The sequence below is a fragment of the Oryzomonas rubra genome (assembly GCF_008369015.1).
GTDB classification, from domain to species: domain Bacteria; phylum Desulfobacterota; class Desulfuromonadia; order Geobacterales; family Pseudopelobacteraceae; genus Oryzomonas; species Oryzomonas japonica.
This window is the reverse complement of the sequence record NZ_SRSD01000002.1, coordinates 115,885-140,943: the sequence shown is the minus strand read 5'-3', so window position 1 is coordinate 140,943 and position 25,059 is coordinate 115,885. Positions and strand designations below refer to the sequence as shown.

General features: G+C 62.6%; 28 protein-coding genes. 12 read left to right on the top strand and 16 right to left on the bottom strand.

Annotated elements, in window-relative coordinates; translation table 11 throughout:
* Positions 1–270: 270 nt before the first annotated feature.
* The 15 genes from trpB to hemW form a co-directional block, all read right to left on the bottom strand.
* On the bottom strand, positions 271–1,461 hold the full coding sequence (gene trpB / locus ET418_RS03530; RefSeq protein ID WP_149306208.1) for a tryptophan synthase subunit beta: 1,191 nt from the start codon (positions 1,459–1,461) through the stop codon (positions 271–273).
* Positions 1,458–2,075, bottom strand: a complete 618-nt coding sequence (locus ET418_RS03525; RefSeq protein ID WP_149306207.1) for a phosphoribosylanthranilate isomerase — start codon at positions 2,073–2,075, stop codon at positions 1,458–1,460. Before ET418_RS03525 ends, trpB begins: the two co-directional genes overlap by 4 nt.
* Before the next feature lie 79 nt (positions 2,076–2,154).
* Positions 2,155–3,510, bottom strand: a complete 1,356-nt coding sequence (locus tag ET418_RS03520) for a TrpB-like pyridoxal phosphate-dependent enzyme (RefSeq protein WP_149306206.1) — start codon at positions 3,508–3,510, stop codon at positions 2,155–2,157.
* Between the two features lie 94 nt (positions 3,511–3,604).
* On the bottom strand, positions 3,605–4,921 hold the full coding sequence (locus ET418_RS03515) for a homoserine dehydrogenase (protein ID WP_149306205.1): 1,317 nt from the start codon (positions 4,919–4,921) through the stop codon (positions 3,605–3,607).
* Positions 4,922–5,030: 109 nt separating this feature from the next.
* Positions 5,031–5,468, bottom strand: a complete 438-nt coding sequence (nusB, locus tag ET418_RS03510) for a transcription antitermination factor NusB (protein ID WP_149306204.1) — start codon at positions 5,466–5,468, stop codon at positions 5,031–5,033.
* A complete protein-coding gene (gene ribH, locus ET418_RS03505) occupies positions 5,468–5,935 on the bottom strand; it encodes a 6,7-dimethyl-8-ribityllumazine synthase (protein WP_149306203.1) in 468 nt (155 codons plus the stop codon). Before ribH ends, nusB begins: the two co-directional genes overlap by 1 nt.
* A 127-nt stretch (positions 5,936–6,062) precedes the next feature.
* A complete protein-coding gene (cbiD, locus tag ET418_RS03500) occupies positions 6,063–7,241 on the bottom strand; it encodes a cobalt-precorrin-5B (C(1))-methyltransferase CbiD (protein ID WP_149306202.1) in 1,179 nt (392 codons plus the stop codon).
* A 162-nt stretch (positions 7,242–7,403) separates the two neighbouring features.
* Positions 7,404–8,039, bottom strand: coding sequence for a precorrin-8X methylmutase (locus tag ET418_RS03495; protein WP_149306201.1), 636 nt, complete (start codon positions 8,037–8,039; stop codon positions 7,404–7,406).
* Positions 8,039–8,422 (bottom strand): sirohydrochlorin chelatase, encoded by a 384-nt coding sequence (locus ET418_RS03490; protein ID WP_149306200.1) that lies wholly within the window; start codon positions 8,420–8,422, stop codon positions 8,039–8,041. Before ET418_RS03490 ends, ET418_RS03495 begins: the two co-directional genes overlap by 1 nt.
* Positions 8,423–8,478: 56 nt before the next feature.
* Positions 8,479–8,862, bottom strand: coding sequence for an endonuclease domain-containing protein (locus tag ET418_RS03485; protein WP_149306199.1), 384 nt, complete (start codon positions 8,860–8,862; stop codon positions 8,479–8,481).
* Between the two features lie 91 nt (positions 8,863–8,953).
* Positions 8,954–10,927, bottom strand: a complete 1,974-nt coding sequence (gene nuoG, locus ET418_RS03480) for an NADH-quinone oxidoreductase subunit NuoG (protein WP_149306198.1) — start codon at positions 10,925–10,927, stop codon at positions 8,954–8,956.
* 117 nt (positions 10,928–11,044) lie between these two features.
* Positions 11,045–11,386 (bottom strand): GxxExxY protein, encoded by a 342-nt coding sequence (locus ET418_RS03475; protein WP_274596126.1) that lies wholly within the window; start codon positions 11,384–11,386, stop codon positions 11,045–11,047.
* 143 nt (positions 11,387–11,529) lie between these two features.
* Positions 11,530–12,795, bottom strand: coding sequence for an NADH-quinone oxidoreductase subunit NuoF (gene nuoF / locus ET418_RS03470; protein WP_149306196.1), 1,266 nt, complete (start codon positions 12,793–12,795; stop codon positions 11,530–11,532).
* Positions 12,792–13,271, bottom strand: a complete 480-nt coding sequence (gene nuoE / locus ET418_RS03465) for an NADH-quinone oxidoreductase subunit NuoE (RefSeq protein ID WP_149306195.1) — start codon at positions 13,269–13,271, stop codon at positions 12,792–12,794. The genes nuoF and nuoE overlap by 4 nt, the downstream gene beginning before the upstream one ends.
* 43 nt (positions 13,272–13,314) lie before the next feature.
* Positions 13,315–14,460, bottom strand: a complete 1,146-nt coding sequence (hemW, locus tag ET418_RS03460; RefSeq protein ID WP_149306194.1) for a radical SAM family heme chaperone HemW — start codon at positions 14,458–14,460, stop codon at positions 13,315–13,317.
* A gap of 129 nt (positions 14,461–14,589) precedes the next feature.
* Here hemW and ET418_RS03455 point away from each other — a divergent pair, with 129 nt between their 5' ends.
* The 5 genes from ET418_RS03455 to ET418_RS03435 all read left to right on the top strand — a co-directional run bounded on the left by ET418_RS03455 (position 14,590) and on the right by ET418_RS03435 (position 18,835).
* The gene (locus ET418_RS03455; protein ID WP_149306193.1) at positions 14,590–14,898 is read left to right on the top strand and encodes a c-type cytochrome; all 309 of its coding nucleotides are present in this window, start codon (positions 14,590–14,592) and stop codon (positions 14,896–14,898) included.
* A gap of 52 nt (positions 14,899–14,950) precedes the next feature.
* Entirely contained in the window at positions 14,951–15,238 is a 288-nt protein-coding gene (locus ET418_RS03450) for a DUF507 family protein (protein WP_149306192.1), read from the top strand.
* Complete coding sequence (locus ET418_RS03445) at positions 15,235–15,495, top strand: DUF507 family protein (protein WP_149306191.1); 261 nt, start codon at positions 15,235–15,237, stop codon at positions 15,493–15,495. The genes ET418_RS03450 and ET418_RS03445 overlap by 4 nt, the downstream gene beginning before the upstream one ends.
* A 211-nt stretch (positions 15,496–15,706) precedes the next feature.
* A complete protein-coding gene (locus tag ET418_RS03440; protein WP_149306190.1) occupies positions 15,707–16,588 on the top strand; it encodes an ATP-binding protein in 882 nt (293 codons plus the stop codon).
* Positions 16,589–16,738: 150 nt separating this feature from the next.
* A complete protein-coding gene (locus tag ET418_RS03435) occupies positions 16,739–18,835 on the top strand; it encodes a lytic transglycosylase domain-containing protein (RefSeq protein ID WP_188055251.1) in 2,097 nt (698 codons plus the stop codon).
* A 70-nt stretch (positions 18,836–18,905) separates the two neighbouring features.
* Here the strand turns inward: ET418_RS03435 and ET418_RS03430 are convergent, their stop codons facing one another.
* Positions 18,906–19,889: an HD-GYP domain-containing protein gene (locus tag ET418_RS03430; protein ID WP_149306188.1), complete on the bottom strand. Its 984-nt coding sequence runs from the start codon at positions 19,887–19,889 to the stop codon at positions 18,906–18,908.
* A 163-nt stretch (positions 19,890–20,052) separates the two neighbouring features.
* Here ET418_RS03430 and hisI point away from each other — a divergent pair, with 163 nt between their 5' ends.
* The 7 genes from hisI (at position 20,053) to ET418_RS03395 (ending at position 25,024) form a co-directional block, all read left to right on the top strand.
* Positions 20,053–20,433, top strand: coding sequence for a phosphoribosyl-AMP cyclohydrolase (gene hisI, locus ET418_RS03425; protein ID WP_149306187.1), 381 nt, complete (start codon positions 20,053–20,055; stop codon positions 20,431–20,433).
* Between the two features lie 205 nt (positions 20,434–20,638).
* Positions 20,639–21,514 carry an ATP phosphoribosyltransferase gene (gene hisG / locus ET418_RS03420; protein WP_149306186.1) on the top strand — a complete coding sequence of 292 codons (876 nt, stop codon included), beginning with the start codon at positions 20,639–20,641 and terminating at the stop codon, positions 21,512–21,514.
* A gap of 192 nt (positions 21,515–21,706) precedes the next feature.
* Positions 21,707–21,904: a hypothetical protein gene (locus ET418_RS03415; RefSeq protein ID WP_149306185.1), complete on the top strand. Its 198-nt coding sequence runs from the start codon at positions 21,707–21,709 to the stop codon at positions 21,902–21,904.
* A 169-nt stretch (positions 21,905–22,073) separates the two neighbouring features.
* Positions 22,074–22,976, top strand: a complete 903-nt coding sequence (locus ET418_RS03410; RefSeq protein ID WP_149306184.1) for a pseudouridine synthase — start codon at positions 22,074–22,076, stop codon at positions 22,974–22,976.
* Positions 22,977–23,075: 99 nt separating this feature from the next.
* A complete protein-coding gene (locus tag ET418_RS03405; protein ID WP_149306183.1) occupies positions 23,076–23,402 on the top strand; it encodes a zinc ribbon domain-containing protein in 327 nt (108 codons plus the stop codon).
* 333 nt (positions 23,403–23,735) lie between these two features.
* Positions 23,736–24,134 (top strand): hypothetical protein, encoded by a 399-nt coding sequence (locus ET418_RS03400; protein WP_149306182.1) that lies wholly within the window; start codon positions 23,736–23,738, stop codon positions 24,132–24,134.
* A 125-nt stretch (positions 24,135–24,259) separates the two neighbouring features.
* Positions 24,260–25,024 (top strand): SDR family oxidoreductase, encoded by a 765-nt coding sequence (locus ET418_RS03395; RefSeq protein ID WP_149306181.1) that lies wholly within the window; start codon positions 24,260–24,262, stop codon positions 25,022–25,024.
* Positions 25,025–25,059: the final 35 nt, after the last annotated feature.

Below are 25,059 nucleotides of genomic sequence, written 5' to 3'. Positions count from 1 at the left end.
GTTACCTCCTCGTTGAGGTTGTTGAAAAACAGCCATCTCGTTGCCATCCTCGAAGGCCACCTTGTGCGGCGTAGCGCTGCTACGCCTCCGCGGGGCTTATCTAGCGGGTGCGACGATCTGACTATTTTTGAACAACCTTAGTTGTTTTTCAAGAGCCTGCTTGGATTTAAATAGAACAAGGGTATATATAGTTGAAACGCAGGTAACGGTCAAATAAAAAAGCCTGAGCAGATCAGGCTTTTAATAGGGCTTAAAATATTCAAACAGGATTTAAAATTTTACTCCCATGGCGTCGGCTACCGTATGGATATCCTTGTCCCCCCGGCCCGACAGGCAGACCACGATGGTCTTGTCCTTGGACAGGGTGGGGGCCAGCTTCATGACGTGGGCGATGGCGTGGGACGACTCCAGGGCCGGCATGATCCCCTCCTCCCGGGTCAGCACATTGAACCCCTCCAGGGCCTCGTCGTCGGTGATGGAGACGTACTCGGCGCGCAGGGTTTCCTTCAGCCAGGAATGCTCCGGCCCCACGCCGGGATAGTCCAGGCCGGCGGAGATGGAGTGGGCAGGCGTGATCTGGCCGTGCCCGTCCTGGAGCAGGTAGGTCTTGTTGCCGTGCAGGATGCCGGGGGAACCGGCGCTGAGCGAGGCCGCGTGCTTGCCGCTCTCGATGCCGAATCCGGCCGCCTCCACCCCGATCATCTTGACCTTGTGGTTTTTCAGGAAGGGGTGGAACAGGCCCATGGCGTTGCTGCCGCCGCCGACGCAGGCCACCAGGTAGTCGGGCAGGCGCCCCTCGATCTTCTGGTGCTGTTTTTTGACCTCGTTGCCGATGACCGATTGGAAGTCGCGCACCATCTGGGGGTAGGGGTGGGGTCCGGCCACGGTGCCGATGACGTAGAAGGTGGTGGTGATGGTGGTCACCCAGTTGCGCATGGCCTCGTTCATGGCGTCCTTGAGGGTCGCCGTGCCGGCGGTGACCGGCGTGACCGTGGCCCCCAAAAGCCGCATGCGGAAGACGTTGAGGGCCTGGCGGCGGGTATCCTCCTCGCCCATGAACACCTCGCACTCCATCCCGAACAGGGCGGCGATGGTGGCGGTGGCCACCCCGTGCTGGCCCGCCCCGGTCTCGGCGATGACCCGTTTCTTGCCCATGCGTTTGGCCAGAAGCCCCTGGCCGATGGTGTTGTTCACCTTGTGGGCGCCGGTGTGGTTCAGGTCTTCCCGCTTGAGGTAGATCTTGGCGCCCCCCAGTTTTTGGGTCAGTTTTTCGGCGTAGTAGAGCGGATTGGGGCGACCCACGTACTGACGCAGATAGTACTGGAATTCTTCCTTGAATTCCTTGTCGTGGCGGTAGTGTTCGTAGGCCTTTTCCAGTTCCAAAAGCGCCGGCATGAGGGTCTCGGGGACGTAGCGTCCGCCGAATGCGCCAAAGTGTCCATATTTATCGGGGAGTTTCAAGGAACAGCCTCCTTAGCCAATCTGATGAATTCTCGTATCTTGTCTGCATCCTTCTTGCCCGGCCCGGATTCCACGCCGCTGGAAACGTCCACGGCATAGGGACGCACCTGGCGGGCCGCCTCCGCCACATTCAGGGGCGTCAGTCCGCCGGCCAGGATGATGCGGTTGGACTGGGCCACGCAGGCGGCGATCTCCCAATTGAAGGTCTGCCCGGTGCCTCCGTGGGCGGCCGGGGACCATGCGTCCAGCAGAAACGCCGCCACCCGGTAATCCCGCATCGATTCCAGGGAGGTGATGTCCTTCACCCGGAAGGACTTGATGACCCTGCGCCTGACCGAGTCGCAGTACCCCGGCTTTTCCTCGCCGTGCAGTTGGACCAGGTCCAGGCCGCACTGATCCACGGTGGCATTCACCTGTTCCAGGGGGTCGTTGACGAACAGGCCCACGGTCTGCACAAAGGAGGGCAGATGGCGGATGATGGCGGCGGCCTGTTCGGGAAACACGTGCCGGGGGGATTGGGGGTGAAAGACGAAACCCAGGGCATCGGCCCCGGCGTCGATGGCCGTCAGGGCGTCCTCCAGATTGGTTATGCCGCAGATCTTAACCTTAATCATGGTGGCGCCTTTTCGAAAATTATGATCATAGGACTTATACGTCTTATAGGACCCAGAGTTGCAGACGCTTGCTCTTGATTTACAAATCCACCTTGGGCAGCCGCTCCAGCGCTTCGCGGATCTTCTGCTCCGGGTACTCGTAGTCCTCCAGGTTGCCCGAGAGATAGGCGTCGTAGGCGCCCATGTCCAGTTGGCCGTGGCCCGAGAGGCCGAACAGGATGGTCCGTTCCTTCCCCTCCTCCTTGGCCAGCACCGCTTCGTCGATGGCGGCGCGCACGGCGTGGGACGACTCGGGTGCCGGGACGATCCCCTCGCTGCGGGCGAAGAGCAGGGCGCCCTCGAAGCAGGCGTTCTGCTTGTAGGCCTTGGCCTCGATCTGCCCGGCGTGGTGCAGTTGGGATACCAGGGGAGATTCGCCGTGGTAGCGCAACCCGCCGGCATGGATGCCGGGGGGCATGAAATCGTGCCCCAGGGTGTACATCATGGAGATGGGCGCCATCTTGGCGGTATCGCCGTAATCGAAGGCGTAGACACCCTTGGTCAGGGTCGGGCAGGAGGCCGGTTCCACGGCCAGGCAGCGCACGTTCTTCCCGGCGGCCCGGTCGGCGATAAAGGGGAAGGCCAGCCCGGCGAAGTTGGAGCCGCCGCCGCAGCAGGCGATGACCACATCCGGGTAGTCGCCGGCGATCTTCATCTGCTCCCGCGCCTCCTGGCCGATCACGGTCTGGTGCAGGCAGACGTGGTTGAGCACGCTCCCCAGGGCGTAGTTGGTGTCGGCGTGGGTGGCGGCATCCTCCACCGCCTCGGAGATGGCGATCCCCAGTGAGCCCAGGCATTCCGGGTCGTGAGCCAGGATGGCGCGCCCCGCGTTGGTGAACTCCGAGGGGGAGGGGATGACCTGGGCGCCCCACAACTGCATCATGCTCCTGCGGTACGGCTTCTGGGTGCAGGAGATCTTGACCATGTACACCGTGCATTCAAGCCCGAACAGGGAACAGGCCAGGGCCAGGGAACTGCCCCATTGGCCGGCGCCGGTCTCGGTGGCCAGGCGGCGGATGCCGGCCTGCTTGTTGTACCATGCCTGGGGGATGGCCGAGTTGGGCTTGTGGGAGCCTGCCGGGGAGACCCCTTCATACTTGTAATAGATCTTGGCCGGGGTGCCGAGCGCCTTTTCCAGGCGATGGGCGCGGTAGAGCGGCGACGGTCTCCACAGTTTGTAGATTTCCCTGACCTCGTCCGGGATGTCGATCCAGCGGTTGGGGGACATCTCCTGCTCGATCAGCGCCATGGGGAAGATGGCCAGCATGTCGTCCGGGGCGATCGGCTTGAGGGTCTGGGGGTTGATGACCGGGGCCAGGGGGCCGGGCATGTCGGGGATGATGTTGTACCACTGACGGGGGATCTGGTCTTCGCCGAGGAGGATCTTGGTGTTCATGTGGTTGCTCCCGAATTGAAGTCAAACCAGGGAGAGGGGGGAGGTTCTATGAGACCCATCCCCTCCAATCTCTCCCTGGCAAAATTTGCAGCCGCTACTCCAAGTTATCCTCGATCCTGATGAAGCCGGTCTTCTGGCTGATGACGTCGAAACGGTCGATCTCCGCCAGGGCGGCCTGTACGGCCCCTTCCCGGGCCTCGTGGGTCATGATCACGATGGGCACCGGCGCCGCGTCGTCGGCCTGGTGCGAGGTCTGCACCATGGATTCGATGCTGATGCCGTGCCTGCCGAGAGCCCCGGAGATGGCGGACAGCACGCCCGGCTGGTCCAGGGCGCTGAAACGGAGCATGTACTTGCTGACGATCTCCGCCATGGGCTTGAGCGGCAGGGTGGCTACCTGGTCGTCCATGAAGCCCAACGGCGCCATCCTGCGTCCCGCGCCGGCCATCATGCTGCGGGAAAGCCCGATCAGGTCGCCCACAATGGCGCTGGCGGTGGGGTTCTGCCCGGCGCCCCGGCCGTAGAACATCACTGGACCGACGAAATCGCCGTGCAGACGGATGGCGTTGAACACGCCGTTCACCTCGGCCAGCGGGTTCTGCAGCGGGATCATGGTGGGGTGGACCCTCGCCTCCACCTGGCCGTTGTTCAGCTTGCCGATGGCCAACAGCTTGATGCGGTAGCCGAACTCGCTGGCGAACTTGACGTCCAGGGCGCTGATGCGGGAGATCCCCTCGGTGTAGATGCTGTTGAAGTCGATGCGCGTGCCGAAGCAGAGGGAGACCAGGATGGCCAGCTTGTGGGCCGTATCCACACCCTCGATGTCGAAGGTCGGGTTGGGCTCGGCATAGCCCAGTTTCTGGGCCGCCGCGAGCATGTCGGCGAAATCCGCCCCCTCCTGAGTCATGCGGGTGAGGATGTAGTTGCAGGTGCCGTTCATGATGCCGAACACGGAATCGATGCGGTTGGCGGCCAGGTTCCCCTTGATGGAGGTGAGCACCGGGATGCCGCCCCCCACGGAGGCCTCGAACTGCACCTCGACCCCTTTGCGGGCCGCGGCGGCAAAGATCTCGTCGCCGTGCAGGGCCAGGAGCGCCTTGTTGGCGGTGACGATGTGCTTGCCCTTTTCGATGGCCTTGAGCACAAAGGTCTTGGCCGGCTCGTACCCCCCCATCAGTTCGATCACCACCGAGATCTCGGGGTCGTCGAAGATGGCATTGACGTCGGTGGTCAGGCAGGCGGGATCGACCGTGACGCCGCGGTCGCTGGTGATGTCCAGGTCCGCGATCCTCTTCAGTACGATGCCGGCTCCGACCTTGCTGCGGATGACGTCCGCGTTCTGCTGGAGCAGCTTGACCACCCCGGCCCCGATATTGCCGTATCCTATCAGACCTACCTTGATGTCGCTCATTGCTGACCTCTTTTAGGAAACATCAAATCCCGCCACAGAGTCACGGACAGGAAGCCAAAATCAGGTTCTGCCTTTGACGTTCTCCGTGTCTCTGTGGCGGATGTTAGATTCAGATTTGTTCTTCCGCCGGCTCCTCGGTCTTGGCGCACGCCTCGATCTCGTCCAGGATGCCGTTCACGAAGGCCGGCGAGTCCTTGTCGCCGAAACGGCGGGCAATCTCGATGGCCTCGTTGATGGTGACCTTCTTGGGGATGTCGTTTCTGAACATCAGTTCAAAGACGGCCAGACGCATGACGTTCAGGTCCACCCGCGGCATGCGGGCCAGTGCCCAGTTCTTGGAGCGGGCCTTGATGGCCGCATCGATGGCCTCGCGGTGCTGCTGCACCCCGGTCACCAGCCCCTCGGCAAACTCCCTGATGTTCGCTGGAGTTTCATGCTGCTCTTCGCGGAATGTCTGCAGGGTTTCGCGCAGCCCCGTGGTCGTATTGGCATCCAGGGCGTACAGCATCTGCAACGCCAGTTCGCGTGCTTCCCGTCGGATGCCCATTATTTGAGGGCCTTCAGCAGGTTGGCGGTTTCAATGGCCCCTGCGGCGGCCTCGAAGCCCTTGTTGCCGGCCTTGGTGCCTGCGCGCTCAACGGCCTGCTCGATGGTGTCGGTGGTCAGAACGCCGAAGATGACCGGCACGCCGCTCTCCAGGGAGACCATGGCTACGCCCTTGGATACCTCGGCCGAGACGAAGTCGAAATGGGGCGTGGAGCCGCGGATCACCGCGCCCAGGCAGATGATGGCGTCGTACTTGCGGGACTCGGCCAGCTTCTTGGCGGCCAGGGGAATCTCGAAGGCGCCCGGTACGCGGGCCACGTGGATGTCCTTGTCGCTGGCGCCGTGGCGGATCAGGGAATCCAGGGCCCCTTCCAGCAGGCGGTCGGAGATGAAGCTGTTGAAACGGGCGACGACGATACCGACTTTCAGGCCTTTGGCATCGAGGTTACCTTCAAAGAATTGTGGCATGACGATCTCCTTGTTCAGGGTGCCGAAAAACCGCTCCGTTTGGGTGATTTTCAACAGCCGGGATGTGTGGTGTAAAGAAACACAAATGTTAGCATAATTTTTTGCGACAAGGGAGAAAAAAGTGCACTCAAAGCCCTGCGATACGGCCATGGAAGGCGATGGCCCCGTCGTAGTCGGCCACCAGGAACTGGGGTCTGAGATCCGGCGCATGACGTTGGGCGGCGGTGATGGCGTGGCCGCAGACCAGTTCCAGCAGGCTCGGGTCGAAGTTTGCGGCGATGACGATCTCCCGGGCGGTGTTGGCCGGGGCGATGGTGGCGGTGATGGCCTCGGGCAGCCCCGCCTCACCGGCCCACCCTTGGAGGGTGGACAGGTCCAGCTCCGAAGCGGCGGCATGGGTGTTTTCGTGGCCGCAGGCGATCTTGAGGAGCTTGGCGAACTGGCAGGCCACGAGCGGCTGGAGGAAACCGCGCCGGGCGCAGGATTGCAGGGAATAGGCCACGTGGTCCCCCATCATGACGAAGGCCTCCTCCGGGAGAGCGGTTACGGGGGCGGCGGCGCGGTTCAGGTGGTGCTGGGCCGCCAGTTCGCTGGTGCGGCCGGTGGAGAGGACCACGTTGGGGCAGCCGCAGGCGCGGGCCACGTCCAGGGCTGCGTCGATGGTGTCGGTCCACGCCTTGGCCGACAGGGGGCGGACGATGCCGGTGGTGCCCAGGATGGAGAGCCCCCCCACGATGCCGAGGCGGGCGTTCAGAGTCTTCTGCGCCCGTAGTTCGCCGTCCGGGATGCTGATGGTGACGTGGAGCGTTGGTGGTGCATCTTTAGTCGTGAATCGTGAATGGTGAATCGTGAATGGTGAATCTTTAAGCGTGAATTGGGCGTCGTGAATCGCTTCGCGCACCGCCTGCTCGATCATGCGGCGGGGCACCGGGTTGATGGCCCACTCTCCCGGCCCTACGGCCAGGCCCGGCTTGGTGGCCTTGCCGACGCCGGTGCCACCCTCGATGACGATTCCGTTTTCTCCGGTGGAGGAGTGGGGCGGGGCGGGGATGAACGCTACCCTGGCGTGCAGTTCGGCTCCGTTGGTTACGTCCGGGTCGTCCCCCGCATCCTTCACCACGAAGCAGGAGGCCTCATGGGTGGCGAACCGCTGGCCGTGCAACGGGAAGGTGGCCGAGACCCCGGCGGGCAGGTCGATAGTGACCTCCGCGACCTCTGTCTGGCGCACGAGCATCAGGGCCGCGCCCTTGGCCGCGGCAGCGGCGCAGGCGCCGGTGGTATAGCCGTGTCGTAGGGGTTTGTTCATCTGGTACCTTGTAATGTTGAATAGTTTTGGAAGGTCTCCCCTCCTAGTTTAGGAGGACCCTCTGGGGCCTAAAGGGCCGGGGGTGGTAGCCTGTAAATCAGCCCTGCAACTGCTCGACCACCCCCTGACCCCCTCCTTATCAAGGAGGGGGAATATGTTGCACTAGGCCCTCGCGGCGATTATTGCCAGGGCGTTCACCACCGCCGCCGCCACGTTGGAGCCCCCCTTGCGCCCCATGTTGGTGATGAAGGGGATGGAGCCGTCCGTGGCCGCCAGGGCGTTCTTGCTCTCCTCGGCACCCACGAAACCGACCGGCAGCCCGATGATCAGGGCCGGATGGGCTTTACCTTCCCCGACGAGGCGCAGCAGTTCGAAAAGGGCCGTGGGGGCATTGCCGATGACGAAGATACGGTTGTCCGGGTTTGCCGTTGCCTTGCGCATGGCCGCGATGGAGCGGGTGACCCCTTCGTGCCGGGCCGCCTCGGCCACGTCCGGGTCGGCCACGTGGCAGGAGACCCGGCAGCCGAAGGGGGCCAGGCGGGCCTTGCCGATGCCGGACAGGGCCATGTTCGTGTCGGTGACGATGGCGCTGCCGCTTCTGATGGCCGCCACCGCCTTTGCCACGGCCCCGTCGGAGAACACCATGGAGCCGGCATACTCGAAATCGGCGCTGGTGTGGATGCTGCGGCGCACCACCTGCCACTCGGCCTCGGGCCAGCCGTGCTCCCCGGCCTCCTTGTCGATGATGCGGAACGATTCGGCCTCGATGGCTTCCGGTCTCATGGTCAGGGAGTCCATCAGCGCCACCCCAGGGAGTCCAGCGCCTCGCCGATCCGCTCGCTCTCCACCTCGGCCAGCTTGCGGTGCACCCCCAGATGCGGGCCCATCTCCATGATCAGGCCGGGGTGACGTTTCTGGGCCGCCTCGATCTCCTCGGGCAGGTCGTGGACCACATGGGCGCCCATGAAGAGGAAATAGGGCATGAGCAGGATGCGTTCAGCCCCGCGGGCCACACAGGCGTCGATACCGTGCTGGATGTTGGGTTCATGCATCTCGCGGAACGAAACTTCAACGATCTCGAAGCCGGTCATTTCCTGCACCATCTTCGCCACCTCGCGGGCGGCGTCGTTTGCCTGGGGGATGCGGCTGCCGTGGGCCATCAGCAGAATTGCGGTTTTCATTGTACCTCGCTTTTGTCGGTGAGTGGGGATGCTGGGTGGTTTTCTCCCCTCCTAGTTTAGGAGGGGCCGGGGGTGGTAGCCTGTAACTCTTCCAAAATCCTCTCGCTCACTGCATCAAGATTTTCATGCACATCCGTATTGAGAAACCTGAGTACACGGATAGTGAGGCTATTCAGGAAAGCCGTTCTTTCACGATCGTATTCCATGGCTTCATCCGTGAAATGCGAGTCACCATCCAGTTCAACGGCAAGCCGTTCCGATGGACAGTAGAAGTCCACTATATACCGGCCGACGCTCTGTTGACGACGGAATTTGTAGCCGCCGAGATTGCTGTGTCGAAGGACATTCCATAATTCCCGCTCGGCAGGAGTCGCCTCATTGCGCAGGGTTTTGCGCAGAGGCTTCATGTCCGGGCTGTTGTGGATCGGAATATCTTTCATGTAATCCTCGACTGCTCAACAGCTCGACCACCCCCTGGCCCCCTCCTTATCAAGGAGGGGGAAGATCTGGGCGGTTTTCTCCCCTCCTAATTTAGGAGGGGCCGGGGGTGGTAGCCTTTAATCCCAAGCAACTGCTCGACCACCCCCTGACCCCCTCCTTATCAAGGAGGGGGAACTCCAACTCCTCCACCTCTGCCTCGCCCAGGCGCTGCATGAGGGCGACGATGAGCCGTTCCGACGGGGCCACGTCGCCGCCGGGGGCGGTCTTGCCGTGGGTGCGGGGCGGGTGCAGTTCGGGGGTGAGCCCCTTGATCGGGAGGCCGGGGTTCATCACCTTGTTGAAACGTTGGGCGCGCCCCTCGTTATTGACATAGATCCCCTCCTGCTCTACCCAGGCGGTGGTGGGGAGGAACACCCCGGCCCGCGCCGTGAGCCGGGTGGGCCGCCAGTCGGCGGCGGCCAGCACTGCGATCCCCGGCGACAGGTCGCGGAAGAGGTCGGCCTCAAAGGAGATGATCCCCTTGATCCGGCTGTCGGCCAGGGCCGTGGAGAGCGCCACGGCGTTGTGTTGCCGGGCCAGTTCGGCGCAGCCGAAGGCGTTGGGGCCGTCCAGGATAAAGGCCAGTTTGGCGGTGCGGGGGGCCGCTTGCACGGCTTCCAGTCCGTTGCGGGTGGCGCCGCAGATGACGACCGGGCGCTTGGCCTCCGCCAGGGGGATGTCTGAAATGGCGGCGACGTGCTCGAATGGGAAGGGAAGGGGCCCCCTCACCCGGCCTTCGGCCACCCTCTCCCGCTGGGCGAGGGTAAGATTTGTGCCTTCTCCCTCGGGGAGAAGGTCGGGATGAGGGGCAATAACGTACACCTTTGCCCCGCTCCGCCACGCTTGGCGTACGGCCAGGGCCATCATGGGGGCATCCGCCAAAAGGTCGCATCCCACGAGGGTGATCAGGTCGGCCTTGCGCACGTCCTCCTGGGAGGCGCTGTTCTCCCCTGTCAGCAGCGCCACCGCCTCACCGGTCAGTTGGGCTTGTTCCGGGTCGTCGAAGTAGCAGAGCGCCCCGGCACCGAGCAGCTCCGCCAGGCGCGCCGCCATGATGTTCCCCCCCAGGTCCATGCGGGGCGAGCCCACGATGGCCAGGGCCTGGGGGCCGTGCAGTTCCAGAAAATCGTCGATGCGGGTCGCCACTGCGTCCAGCGCCTCGTCCAGGGTGACCGGCGTGCCGTCCACCAATGCCTGGCGGGGGCGGTCCGGGGCGTTGACCATGGCGTTGGCAAAGCGGCCCTTGTCGCAGATGAACCAGCCGTTGACGTGATCGTTCTTGCGGGCCGTGGTCTTGAGCAGCTCCCGGTAGCGGGCCATGGGGACGGTGTTGCACCCCAGGGAACAGTGGGGGCAGATGGAGGGGGCCATGTCGTAGTCCCAATAGCGGGCGCGGAAGCGGGCGGTCTTGTCGGTGAATACCCCCGTGGGGCAGATGTCCACCAGGTTGCCGGAGAAGGGGGATTCCAGCGGTCCCTCCTCCTGGCGGCCGAAGTAGATCGTGGCGGCCCGCCCCATGACGCCGAAGTCGGTGCCCCCGGCGTACTCCTGGTAGAAGCGGGCGCAGCGGTAGCACTGGATGCAGCGGTTCATCTCGTGTTCGATGTATTCGCCCAGGTACTGGTTAACGTGGGTGCGTTTTTTGCCGTCGTAGCGCCGGATACCTTGGCCGCCGGCGATGGTGTAATCCTGCAACTGGCATTCGCCCCCCTCGTCGCACACCGGGCAGTCGTGGGGGTGGTTGATCATCAGCCACTCGATGACGCCTTTGCGCATGGTCACCGCCTCGTCGTCGGTGGTGGAGACCACCATGCCCTCCTGGGCGGGGAGCATGCAGGACATCTGCACCCCCTTGACCGGGCCGTCCAGCATCTTCACGGCGCAGACCCGGCAGGCGCCGGCCTTGCCCAGGGCGGGGTGCCAGCAGAAATGGGGGATGGGGATGTCCACCGACTGGGCGGCTTCCAGCACTGTGGTGCCCTCGGGGACTTCAACCGGTATGTCGTCAATGATCAGTTTCGGCATGGTGCCTCAATCTTTATAATCGATAGTCAAAATCTGCCACAGAGACACAGAGACACAGAGGACTTCAAAGGCAGAAAGGCTTTGGGGGAAGATAAATTTAACCCCGGCCATAGTATTTTAGAGAATAATCCTTGTGACCCCGTCTTTCAGCACGGGAACGTTGAAGTTTATGAGCAGACCCAGCTTTTTGTTTGTCAGTTTCAAATAGCTTAAAAGCTGGGCCTTGAACACGGATTCGATTTTTTCGACGGCCTTCAATTCTATGATAATTTCATCTTCAACCAGTAAATCAAGTCTGTGATCGCCCAAACGGGTACCTTTGTAAATGATAGGTATGATGGCTTGGCATTGAAAGCGTAAGCCACTGGATTGTAGTTCGTGGCACAACGCTTTTTCGTAAATGCCTTCCAAAAGCCCCGGTCCCAGATTCCGGTGAACCTCAATGGCACAACCGATAATTTTATCAGTGAGTCCGTTAATGGCTTCCTCCGTGTCCCCGCGACAAATGCAGCTAGAAGGTTTTTAACCCTAAAAATGATTTTACGCATCTGTCGTTAAAGATTTTCTCTGTGTCTCCGTGTCTCTGTGGCAGACTTTAGCTTTTAGCCTTTAACAGGGCATTTCCCCCCGGTGATATGTTCCCGTACCTCGTCCTCGAACAGCCTCAGCAGCCCCTCCACCGGTCCCATGGCGCCGGGGGCCAGGGCGCAGAAGGCGTAGTTCAGCTTATGCACGTGCTCCCGCAGGATGTCGATGTCGGCCAGGTCGCCGCGACCTGACTCGATCCGTTCCAAGGTGTGCTGCACAAAGGGGAGCCCTTCCCGGCAGGGGGTGCACCAGCCGCAGGACTCGCGGGCGAAGAAACGGACCAGGTTGAGGGTGGCGGCCACCATGCAGGTGCTCTGGTCGAAGACCACAATCCCGCCGGTGCCCAGGCGCGAACCGGCCTTGGCCACCGGGTCGAAGTCCAGGGGCACTGTCCAGTGGTCCTTGGTGAAATAGGGGGTGGACGCGCCGCCGGGGATGCAGGCCTTGAAGGTGCTGCCGGTCCGCATGCCGTTGCAGTGGGTGTCGATGATCTCACCCAGGGTGGTGCCGATGGGGAGTTCCAGGCAAAGGGGGCTCTGCACATGGCCGCTGACGCAGAAGAGCTTGGTGCCGGCCCCTTCCGGGGTGGCGGCCAGGGCCTTGAACCAGGCCGGGCCGTGGGCGACGATGGCCGGGATGTTGGAGAGGGTTTCCACGTTGTTGACCACCGTGGGCTGGCCCCAGAGCCCCTTGACGGCGGGGAAGGGGGGCTTGGAGCGGGGATTGGCCCGGATACCCTCCAGGGCGTTCATGAGGGCGGTCTCCTCGCCGCAGATGTAGCGGCCGGCCGACTGGTGCACGTCCAACTCCAGGTTGAAGCCGCTGCCGCAGATGGCGCTGCCCAGAAAGCCGGCCTTGTGGGTCTGGGCGATAGCGCCCTTCAGGTTCAGGGCGGCCAGTTCGTAGCCGCGCCGGATGAAGATGAAGGCGCGCTCCACCCCCAGGGCGTAGCAGGCCAGAGCCATCCCCTCCACCAACAGGTAGGGGTTGCGCTCCAATAGCACCCGGTCCTTGTAGGTGCCCGGCTCCATCTCGTCGCAGTTGCAGATCAGGTAGCGCGGCCCCGGCAGGTTGCGGGGGACGAAGGACCATTTCTTGCCGGTGGGGAACCCGGCCCCGCCGCGCCCCCGCAGGCCCGAGTCGATCACCGTCTGCTGCACGGCGTCGGGGGAGAGGTCGGCCAGGGCCTTTTGCAGAGCCTGAAATCCCCCCTCGGCCCGGTATTCCTCGAAGGTCGCGGCCCGGTCGGGACGGTTATGTCTGAAGAGGATATCGTTCATGGTTGCGGGGGCTTCCGGTGGTCGGCGATGATGGCTGCGGCCTGTTCCGGTGAGACCGGGCCGAAGAGCTGGTCCCCGATCATCAGGGCCGGGGCGTTGCCGCAGTTGCCGAGGCAGCAGCAGGGGAGCAGGGTGACGGCGTTGTCGGCGGTGGTTGCGCCGGCCTCGATCCCCAACAGTTGTTCCAGGTGGCGCAGGAGGGTTTCGCCCCCCATGGCCCAGCAGGAGATGGAGTCGCACACATGGACTACCGTCCGTCCCACGGGGCGGCGGTAGATCATCTCGTAGAAGGTGGCCAGCTCCTCCACTTGGAGGGGGGAGAGCCCCAAAATGGCGGCGGCCTCGGCCACGGCCTCGTCGGTCAGCCAGCCGTAGTGGCGCTGCAACTCCTTCATCACGTCCACCGCGGCCTCGCGGGGAGTGATGGCCTGGGCCACGCGCTGTTCCAGTTCCTGTCTCAGGTGTGTCGGGATCATGGTGCTAGATTATAGATGCTTTGCGGGCCGTGGCAAGGGGAAATCACGGCAGAAAATGCGCGAAGACCTGGTTGGAGAGGAGCATGCCGCGCCGGGTGAGGCGGACCCGGTCCCCGGCCGCTTCCAGCAGCCCCAGGGCGGTCAGCTTGGCCAGGGCTACCCCGAAGGTTTCGTCCAGGCCGATCCCGAATGCCTGCCGGAACCCGCTCTCCCCGATGCCGTCCGCCATGCGCAGCCCCAGGAACATGAACTCGGCCATGGCGTCCTGCCGGGTGAGGCGCTGCCCCTCCCCGTGGGGCAGATGCCCTTGGGCCACGGCATCGGCATAGGCGTCCAGGTCGGCCGGATTGCCGAAGCGGACGCCGTACCCCTGCCGCAGGAAGGTGTGGGCCCCGCATCCCAGCCCCAGGTAGCCGTCCCGGCGCCAGTAGCCGCTGTTGTGGGCCGAGCGGCGGCCGGGGAGCGCATAGTTGGCGATCTCGTAATGCTCGTAGCCTGCGGCCGTCAAGATATCGTCCGCCTCCTCGAACATGGCCACCGCCAGATCCTCGTCGGGGAGGCGCGGGCTGTCCGCGCCGTAGCGCAGGGCAAAGGGGGTCCCCTCCTCCACGGTCAAACCGTAGACTGAGATATGCTCCGGTCCCAGGGCCAGAGCCTGCTCCAGTTCACTGCGCCACATGGGGAGGGTCTGCCCCGGCAGGGCGTGGATCAGGTCGATGCCGATGTTGGTAAAACCGGCCGTGCGGGCGGCCTGAAATGCCTCCCTGGCCTCTGCTGCGCTATGGATGCGCCCCAAGGCTTTCAGCAGGGGATCGTGGAAGGACTGCACCCCCAGGGAGAGGCGGTTGACCCCCGCGCTGCGGAAGGCGGCCAGCCGCTCCAGGCCCACGGTGCCCGGATTGGCCTCCAGGGTGATCTCGGCTTCCCGGTCCAGTCCGAACAAGTCGCCCGTCCGCTCCACAATCCGGCCGATTTGCCGGGGATCGAGCAGGGAGGGGGTGCCGCCGCCGAAGTACACCGACTCCAGCGGTCTCTCCGCTCTGAAGGCGTGGGCCGCCAGGCCCATCTCCACCAGCAGGGTGTGGGCGTAGCCGTCCAGGTCGGCGGCGGTGGACTCTTGGGAGACAAAGGCGCAGTAGGGGCATTTGCGGCGGCAGAAGGGAATATGGAGATACAGGCGTGTGAACATATTGTATAGGTGGCGTGATGTTTCTGTTCCGATAACGGGATTGTTGTCGGCGAGACGGTTAAGGATTGCAATTTTAACCGGATTGGGTACAATGTGTCCACCTTCAATTTAACACCAAGGAGATTCGTCATGAAACGTGCAGTTGCCATCCTGGTCGCCTTTGTCGCCGTAGCGTTCGTAACGGTTGCGGCCCAGGCTGAGAGCAAGGGCGAGCAGATCTTCAAGCAGAAGTGCGCCATGTGCCACATCGTCAAGGGTAAGGGCGGTTCCATCGGCCCGGAACTGACCAAGATCGCCGCCAAGCTGAAGGAAGGCGACCTCAAGGCCCAGTTGGAAAACCCCAAGAAGAAGAACCCCTCCACCTCCATGCCCTCTTTCAAAACTCTGCCCAAGGCCGATATGGTCGCCCTGCTGGGGTATTTGAAGACATTGAAATAACCGGCGCATCGAAAGGCCTGCCGCGAGGCGGGCCTTTTTTCTTTGGAGGCTTATGCGACTGCGGGAAGATCAGATACACCGCCTGGCGGAAAAGGTGTACAGCGACCTGGCCGCCGATGGGCTCATTACGCCCAAGGGCGAGCGGAGCGCCGTGGTGGCCGGGATCGCCAAGGCCATAAGCCAGGATTTCAGCCGCGAGCAGCTGCTGGAGCGTGACGCCGAACGGCTGCTGGACGAAACCGTTGCCGCCATGGGGCGGGGCGCCGCGGAGATCGACCGGCGCAAGATGCTCAGGATGATCAAGGAAAAACTGGCAAAAGAACGGAAGATCGTACTATGAGCCTCTCCGAAGACCGCGTATCCAATATGGCCCACGAGGTCATCAACTGCATCTGGCGCGACGACCTGGCCGACGTGACCGACGAAAGCCGGGCCCTGGCACGGGTCAAGCAATCCCTGGGCGCCTTCTTCGGCGCCGTCGAGGAGATCGACGGCACGGTGCGCGCCAAGCTGAGGAACCATGCCCAGGGGAGCCGGGACTGGGAACTCCTCTACCAGAAGTTCTACCAGGAAGAGTTGGCCAAGCGGCATCTGTAATACCTGAACCCGTGACGCCCTCACGGCTTCGCTCGCTCCCCTGCCTCTGTCCCGGCGTGGTCGGCCGTGTCTCCTCCGGGGCGGAGGACGAACGGCGCAGGTGGCATGGTGCTTCATGGGCGGCGTTGGACTCCGGCATGTTGCTCGCTCCGCCGTTCGGGCGCCACGGATTCAGATGACAGCCACCACAACAACGGAAAGACCAAAAGATATGCTCGACCCCGAACTGACAGCCCAGCTCAAGCGGGTGCTGACCTCGATTGAACAACTCCTGCCCCGGCCAATTCCACGCATCGACTGGTCCGTCACCACCGCCGCCAACTGGCACCGCCATTCCTTTGCCGGATACCTGGAGCCGCTGGACGTGGTGGAGAGCATCCGCCTGGAGGACCTGCTGGGCATCGACGAGCAGAAGAGCGTGGTCGAGGAAAATACCCGCCAGTTCCTGGCCGGGTTGCCGGCCAACAACTGCCTGCTGTGGGGGACCCGGGGCACCGGCAAGTCGTCCCTGGTGCGGGCCATCCTCAACAGCTACGCCCCCCGGGGGCTCCGGGTGATCCAGGTGGACAAGGACGATCTGGTGCACCTGCCGGATATCGTGGACGCCATCAAGGCCGAGCCGTACCGCTTCCTGGTGTTCTCCGACGATGTCTCCTTCGAAACCGGGGAGTCCAGCTACAAGATGTTGAAGAGCGCCTTGGACGGCTCGGTGTACGCACCGCCGGAGAATGTGCTGATCTACGTCACCTCCAACCGCCGCCACCTGCTGCCCGAGTACGAGAGCGACAATCGCGGGGCCATGCTCTATAATAATGAAGTCCACCACGGCGAGGCGGTGGAGGAGAAAATCTCCCTGTCCGGCAGATTCGGGCTCTGGGTGGGCTTCCATCCCTTCAGCCAGGACCAGTACGTCGAGGTCGCCCGCCAGTGGGTCGGCAAGCTCTGCGCCAAGCGGGACACAACGTCCATCTGGGATGACGAAGCCCGGCAGGCGGCCATCCTCTGGTCCCAGCAAAAGGGGGACCGCAGCGGCCGCATCGCCTACCAGTTCGCCAGCCATTGGGTGGGAAAGCGGCTTTTGGCCCGAGGCTAGGCACAAGAGAAAGAAAGGCAACTTCCGCCACAGAGACACAGAGGTCCACCGAGAACAGCAAGGCAGAGTTAAACCGTAGGGTTACATCGAATCTATTACAGCAGGGCCATGGGCACCCGTCCGCGGCCTTTTTTCACGAAAGGCAGGTACATGCAGTTCCCGTATAAACCGCTCCTTATCGCCATCACCGGCGTTTCCCTTTTTTCGCTGTCCGTGGTCCCATCCCGCGCCGACGACCTCCTGTCCCAGGCTGCCGCCCAGTTTCGGGAAAAGGATTACAATGACGCCTACGCCCTGGCCAAGAGAAGCGCCGAATCGCCCCAGCGCACCTTTCTGCTCGGCGTGACCGCCCTGCGTCTGGGCAAGGCCGACGAGGCCCTGCCCCTGTTGGCCGGGGCCGAGCAGAAGCTCCCCCTGGCAGGGGACTATGCGGCCCTGTACCAGGCCGAGGCGCTGCTGAAGCAGAAACGGTACGCCGAGGCCGCTGCCAAGGCGCAGGCCATTGCCAGGACCTACCCCGGCTCCCAACTGACCCGCCGGGCCGACAAGCTGGCCGCTGACAGCCTGTTCGGGGCCGCCGACTACCATAGGGCGTTCAAGGCGTACCAGGCCTTTGTGGAACGGTACGCGGCCGGCAGCGACTCGGTGGACGCCCTGTTCCAGGCGGCCCGCAGCCGGGAGGAAAATGGCGACAAGAGCGGCGCGGCCCAGAACTATCGCAGCATCTGGTTGAACAATCCGACCGCACCCCAGGCGAAACAGGCCCGCGACCGGCTCGCAGACCTGGAGAAGAGCGGCGTCAAGACCGCCCTGTTCACCCCCGAGGAACTTCTGCGCCGGGCCTCCAGTCTGTACACCCAGAACGACTTCAGCACCGCCCTGAAGGCGTTGGCGGTGATTCAGACCGATGGCCAGCCCGAGGGTTTTGTCAGCCGGGTGGATTTCCGGACCGGCATGGCCCAGTATCGCCTGCGGAACTTCAAGCTGGCCGAGAAGTCTTTTCTGCGGGCAACCGCTTCCTCCCTGCCAAGCATACGCTCCGAGGCGCGCTTCTGGCGGGCCAAGTCGTTGGAGCGCCAGGGGCAGGATCAGAACGAGCAGGCCTTTGCCCTCTACATGGAGTTAGTGGGCGAGGGGAAACGGCAGGAGTTTGCCGACGACGCCCTGATGGAGGCGGCCGGCCTGCGCAAGAACATGGGGAGCTTTGCCGAGGCGGCGCGCCTGTACGAACAGCTTGCCAAGAACTTCCCCGGCTCCAGGTTCCTGCCCCGCTCCACCTGGGAGGCCGCCTGGTGCCACTATCTGGCCGGCGAGTACGCTGTGGCCGCCGAAGCGTTCAAGGCGCAGCTCAAGGATAACAACGTGCGGGAAAAGGCGCTGTACTGGCTGGCGCGGACCCTGGAAAACACCGCCTCGGCCGATGCCGCCCTCTATTATCGCCAGCTTCTGGACGAATGCCCGGCCGGTTTCTACGCCACCTGGTACCGGGACCGGAAGGGGATCGCCGACCTGCGCGAGCCGTTGGGCAAGCGCAACGCCCTGACGGAGCTGCCCCTGCCTGCCGGCTTCGAGAAACCGCGCCTCCTGGCCGCACTGGGGATGCAGGATGAAGCCCGGGTCGAGATGGCGGCCGCCCGCAAAAAAAATGGCGACAGGAAGGCCCCCTTTCCCGGCCTGGCCCGTATCTATGTCGAGATGGGGGAGTACGGTTCCGCCATCGCCCTGTTCCTGCAAAACCGGCCGATAAAGTGGGAGAAGGCCAGCCTGCCGCTCTGGACGGTCGGGTATCCGGTGGCCTATGCGGATCACATCGGCCAGCAGGCTGCCGCCAACTCCCTCTCGGAAGGACTGGTCTACGCCCTGGTCCGGGCCGAGAGCGGTTTTTCGCCGACCATCAGATCCGGGGCCGGGGCCATCGGCCTGATGCAGCTCATGCCGGCCACGGCCAAGCAGACGGCGCGGGAAAAGGGGAGTTTCAACCCCCAACGGCTGGTTGCGGCCGATTACAACATAAAGCTGGGAACGAAGCATCTCCGGGAACTGCTCAAGGGGTTTGACGGGGATGTGGTCTACTCCATCGCCGCCTACAACGCCGGGGCGGCGGCGGTCGAACGATGGAGGAAGAACTTCAAGGGGCTGAAGAAGGACGAATTCATTGAAAACATCCCCTACCAGGAGACCCGGGACTACGTGAAGAAGGTCTACGCCTCGGCCGCCACCTACCGGCAGTTGTACGGCATCAAGTAGACCCGCCCGGCATAGTCTGTATATGAGAAAGGCCTTCCCCCAACGGGAAGGCCTTTCTCATATATCCTCGCTAGAGAGGGGGGGGAAGGGGATGGTCGCCCTCCTCGTCCCGGTACTCTTCGAGCCCCTCGAAGAGGGTCGCCAGGATGGCCGGGTCCAGTTGATTGCCCGACATGGATGCCATGATGCAGCGGGTGTCACTGTAGGAAAATCCGGGGCGGTAGGGGCGCGAAGAACGCAGGGCGTCATACACGTCCGCCGCCGCCACGATCCGGGCTTCCAGAGGGATGGCGTCTGTCGCGAGCCCTATGGGATATCCCCTGCCGTTATAGTATTCGTGGTGGTGCAGGATGATGTTTACCACGACCGCCGGCATGTTGGCGGCCTCGGCCACGGTCGCCCCCCAGATGGGATGCTTGCGGACCACCTCCATCTCCCCGTCGGTCAGGCCCCGTTCGGCATTCAGGATGGCTTCCGGGACGCCGATTTTGCCGCAGTCGTGGAGCCAGCTCCCCACCTTGAGGTCGTGCTTTGCCTCCATATCGAGGCCCATCCGCCGGGCGATAATCTCCGCATAGGTCGCGACCCGCTCGCAATGTCCCTTGGTGAGCGGGTCCTTCAGTTCGATGGTCTGCCCCAGGGCGTGGAGAAGGAACTCCATGTCCTCGCTGGAAGCCAGCATCATCCGGTAACGGCGCGCCCCGTCGCGCACGGCGGCAACCATCTCCGCATCCTGCCACGGTTTGGACAGGAACCGGAACACCTCGCCGCTGTTGATGGCGCCCACCGCCATGGCGAGGTCCGCCTTGGAGGTCATGAGGATCTTGACGATGCTGTGGGAAAACTCCCGCATGCGGCTGAAGAGTTCAAGCCCGGTCATCTCGGGCATGTAGTAGTCCGAAACCACGATGGCGATCGGCTTTTCCTTGATGATCGCCAGGGCCTCGACGGGAGAATTGCAGGAGAGAACATTGGCGCCTATGCCGGTCAATAGTTCGGCCGTATAGCCCAAAATGGCTTTATCGTCATCCACAACAAGAACAACTTCCTGCATACAACTCCCTCCAAAGACTCATATTTGGGTCACCAAAATAGGGCTCCGGCGGGCGGCAGTCAATGATAATTAACTTAATTATTATGACCTAATGTTTCTTGCCAATTGCATTTTGCGGGGTAGTTTCGTATACTTCAACACTTCAAAAATTGTGGGGGGACAGATGATTCAGATCGATTTCGACAAGATGGGCGGCCTGATCCCGGCCATTATCCAGGACCACGTCTCCGGCGAGGTGCTGATGGTGGCTTTCATGGACAAAAAGACCCTGGACCTGACCCTGGAGAGCGGCAAGACCTGGTTTTTCAGCCGCACCCGCAACAAGTACTGGATGAAGGGCGAGGAGTCGGGCAACACCCAGGAGGTGGTGGAGGTCCTGACCGACTGCGACGCCGACAGCGTGGTGATCAAGGTGAAACAGAACGGCCTGGCCGCCTGCCATACGGGCAACCGCAGCTGCTTCTACGTGAAGTGGGAGAACGGCCAGTGGGTTGAGCACAGCAATCCGCTCTTCGACCCAAAGGAAGTATATAAGAAGGGGTGAATGCGGAGGGATGAATGCGCCCTTTCCGCAATCCCGGCGTTGACCTTCTGGATGCTGTCGTGCGACGTAGCGCCCGGCCTTCGCAGCCAAGGCTGCTTCGGCGGAGTAGGCCTGCTACGCCTCCTCGGCATCCCTTGGTCGCCTTGGCCTTGCGAAAAAATCGCATCCAACAGGAAAATCAAAATCGACATCATGCGAGGTTGGTATGAACAATGTTCTGAACTTCGGCATTCCCAAAGGGAGTCTTGAGAATGCCACCGTCGAGCTGTTCAAAAAGGCCGGCTGGCAGATCAGCATCTCCTCCCGCAGCTACTTCCCCGGCGTTGACGATAGCGAGATGAACTGCAAGCTGATCCGCCCCCAGGAGATGGGCAAGTATGTGGAGCGGGGCACCATCGACGCCGGGATCGCCGGCCGCGACTGGGTGCGGGAGAACGAGGCGGACGTGGTCGAGGTCTGCGAGATGGTCTACTCCAAGGTGTCGCGCCGCCCGGCCCGCTGGGTGCTGGTGGTGGGCAGCGACTCCAAGGTCCAGGGACCGGAAGACCTGCACGGCGCCACCATCTCCACCGAACTGGTCGGTTTCACCAAGCGTTACTTTGCCGAACGCAACATCCCGGTGAACGTGGAGTTTTCCTGGGGCGCCACCGAGGCCAAGGTGGTGGACGGCCTGTGCGACGCCATCGTGGAGGTGACTGAAACCGGCTCCACCATCAAGGCCAACGGCCTGCGCATCGTCTGCGACCTGATGGAGTCCGTGCCGGTCCTGCTCGCCAGCACGTCAGCCTGGGCCGATCCCTGGAAACGGGAGAAGATCGAGCAGATCGCCACCCTGCTCAAGTCGTCCCTGGCCGCCGAAGGGATGGTGGGCCTCAAGATGAACGCCCCGGCCAGCCGAATCGAGGCCATCACCAAGGTTCTGCCCAGCTTGAAGAATCCAACCATCTCGCACCTGTACAACTCCGACTGGCTCTCCGTGGAGAGCATCATGTCCGAGAAAGAGGTGCGCCGCGTGGTGCCGGAGTTGTTGAAGCTGGGGGCGGAGGGGATTATCGAATATCCCCTCAATAAAATCATCTAGCGTAGAGGAACGCGCCCTTTCCGCAATCCCGGCGTTGACCTTCTGGATGCTGTCGTGCGACGTAGCGCCCGGCCTTCGCAGCCAAGGCTGCTTCGGCGGAGTAGGCCTGCTACGCCTCCTCGGCATCCCTTGGCCGCCTTGGCCTTGCAAAAAAAATCGCGTTCCGTAGGTAGAATCTAAGGAGAAACATTTATGTCTTGTACGAGAACCGGCGACGACTGCCGTTGCACCTACACCCCGGCCTGCCCGCGACGCGGCAATTGCTGCCAGTGCGTGGCCTTTCACCGCGAACGGGGCCAGGCGAGCGCCTGCATGTTCACCCCGGAAGGCGAGAGAACCTATGACCGCTCCCTGGCCAACCTGATGCGGGACCGCAAGATTTCCCTGTAAAAGGGGGCTACCCAGTTTTCCCCCTCCTTGATAAGGAGGGGGCAGGGGGTGGTTGAGAATTTGATTTACAGGCTACCACCCCCGGCCCCTCCTAAACTAGGAGGGGAGAAATGCTACCACCTACCCCCTCCTGAGCCAGGAGGGGGATTTAAAATCGGTACCCCATACAATGCTCACCTTCGATATCACCCACAACGATCATTGTCGCAGGCTGGAAAGTTTCCTCCGCACCCTCATGCCCAGCGCCTCTCCCGGCTATTGCCGCAAGCTGATCAAAAACGGCGCGGCCAAGCTCAACGCCGCCGCCGCAACGCCGGACACCCTGCTGGCCGTGAACGACCGGGTAACCCTCAAGGAGAGCGCCGCCACCGCCTCCCTCATCAGTCCGACCCGTCCGGCGCTGGATTGCCTCTACGAGGACGATCTGGTGGCGATGGTCAACAAACCGGCCGGCCTCCCCATGCACCGCACCGCGGAGCAGGAGGCCAACCTGGTGGACGAGGGGATGGCCTATATGGCCTGGCGCGGCACCCCGTGCAAGCTCTACCCGGTGAACCGCCTGGACCGGGGAACCTCGGGGGCCGTGATCCTGGCCAAGAGTTCCTCGGCAGCCGGCATGTACGGCCGCCACGTCAAGGAAACCGGCCTGGACAAGCTCTACCTGGCGCTGGTGGTGGGGATTCCCGACGAGAGCGGCGTCATTGCCGAGCCGCTGGACGACAAGGAGTCGGAGACCCGCTACCAGATTTTGCTGCACGGGGAGGGGAACGCCCTCTTGGCCGTCACCCCCATCAGCGGGCGCATGCACCAGATCAGGCGGCACCTGGAGATGATCGGCCATCCGGTGCTGGGGGACAAGCGCTACGGCATGGGTGAATTATCGGATTACGACGGGTTTGCCCTCCATTCGTTCCGTACGGTCGTGGTCAGGCCGGAGGCGGGGCCGCTGACGGTCTGCGCGCCGCTGCCTGATGGTTTTTGGGGGCTGGCGCAGCGGTATCTGGGGCAGCCGCCGGAGGCGGTCATTGCGCGGCTGGATACGTGTCTGGCTGGGGGCGGGGCAGGGGCGTAGGGGCTGACTTGCTGGACTCTTTATTTGCCTATAAGCTGAACTGAGGCGGCCGGTGCGAATAAAACACTACGACTTAAACCGTCCACCCGAAAGAAACCAATGAAAAAGTGCCCATTTTGTGCCGAAGAGATCCAGGACGCGGCGATCAAGTGCAAACACTGCGGCGAGTTCCTCGACCCATCCGCCCGCCTGCTCTCCAAAGATGCCGGCGCCAAGTGGTATTTCCGCACCGGCTTTATCGTCGTCGCGCTCCTGAGCGTGGGACCATTCGCCCTGCCGCTCATCTGGTTCCGCCCCAATCTGTCGCGCCCCTGGAAGATCGGACTCACCATAGCAACCCTGGTATTCAGTTGGTATCTGTACCAGGCTGCCCAGGAATCCATGAAGAACCTGGCCGAGTATTACCGGCTGCTCAAGGGGCTGTAGACCGGACGGGCCAATGGGGGCCTGGGTTGGCTTTGGTCCACGTTCCGCTATGTAGGGGCGCTGCTTGTCGCGCCCCGATTGGGCGGAGCAAGCGCCGCCCCTACCGTTCACATGTTTAACCAGCGGTGCAATAGCTTGTAAGTAAACCAGACAGGAAACCAGCCACGGTCATGGTCTCTCTGCTTTTTTGATAACTCGTAACCTATTTGATTTGTGCACAAAATGTGTCGAACGGGAAATTCCACACCAGGTCGTGGGTATTTTCCGGTTGATCGATGGGGCATATTGGATTATAAATATTAAATTTTAACCTATTCCAAAGGAGGAATAACGATGAAAAGGAACATTGCTGTCTGTGCCGTAATTTTTGCCAACCTGATGTTTGCCGCCGGTGTCATGGCTGCCGACCCGCTGCAGAAGACCGATGACGTGCTGAACAAGTCCGCCGCAACCGTGGATAAGGCCGCCAAGAAGAAAGCCGATGCAAAAGCCAAGGCAACCGATGTGAAAGCCAAGGCTGGCCAGAAAGAAGCCGACGTGAAAGCCAAGGCCGCCAAGAAAGAGGCCGATGTCAAGGATAAGGCAAAGGCCAAAACCGATGCCGTGAAGGCCAAGAAGCAGAAGGTTGAAGGCAAGGTTGACGCCACCAAGAAAAAGAAAGACGCCGTGACCAAGGATGCCAAGGATCTCAAGGAAGGCACCATGAAAGATATGCAGGACATGAAAAAATAAGCGTTCAGTATCGGCACTGATCGCTGTAGGGGAAAAGCCGCACATCTTTTGTGCGGCTTTTTCTGTTTTATCCCTGCCCGTTATGTAGTACAAAGCAGACAGCATACACCGAAGGAGGGGCAATCATGAGTGGACAGACCATCTTCATTACCGGGGCATCGGCAGGCTTCGGCGCCGCCTGCGCCCGCATCTTCGCCCAACCGGGCAATCGCCTTATCCTGACGGCCCGACGCATCGATCCCTTGCTTGCCTTGCAGAAGGATCTGGCCGGCACGGCCGATATCCACATCATCCCCTTGGACGTGCGCGACCGGGAGGCGGTGAAGGGGGCGGTGGACGCACTGCCGCCGGCCTTCCGCGAGATCGACGTGCTGATCAACAACGCGGGCCTGGCCCTGGGGCTGGAACCGGCCCACCAGGTCAATCTGGACGATTGGGATACTATGGTGGACACCAACATCAAGGGGGTGATGTACTGCACCCGCCTGATCCTGCCAGGCATGGTGGCCCGCAACCGGGGGCACATCGTCAATATCAGCTCCACCGCCAGTTCATGGCCCTATCCGGGGGGCAATGTGTACGGCGGCACCAAGGCATTCGTGACCCAGTTCTCCCGCAACCTGCGCTGCGACCTGCTGGGGACCAAGGTGCGGGTGACCTGCATCCAGCCCGGCATGGCCGAGACCGAGTTTTCCAAGGTCCGCTTCAAGGGGGACGATGCCAAGGCGGCCCAGGTGTACGATGGGGTCGAGGCCCTGACGGCCGCGGATATCGCCGAGACGGTGCAGTGGGCGGTCAACCGCCCGCCCCACGTGAACATCAACACCCTGGAGGTCATGTCCATCGACCAGGCCTGGGCGCCGTTCGCGATTCACCGGGAGGGGCCGTAGGGGCGTAGTGCATACGCCCCGGATTGGGCGAACAT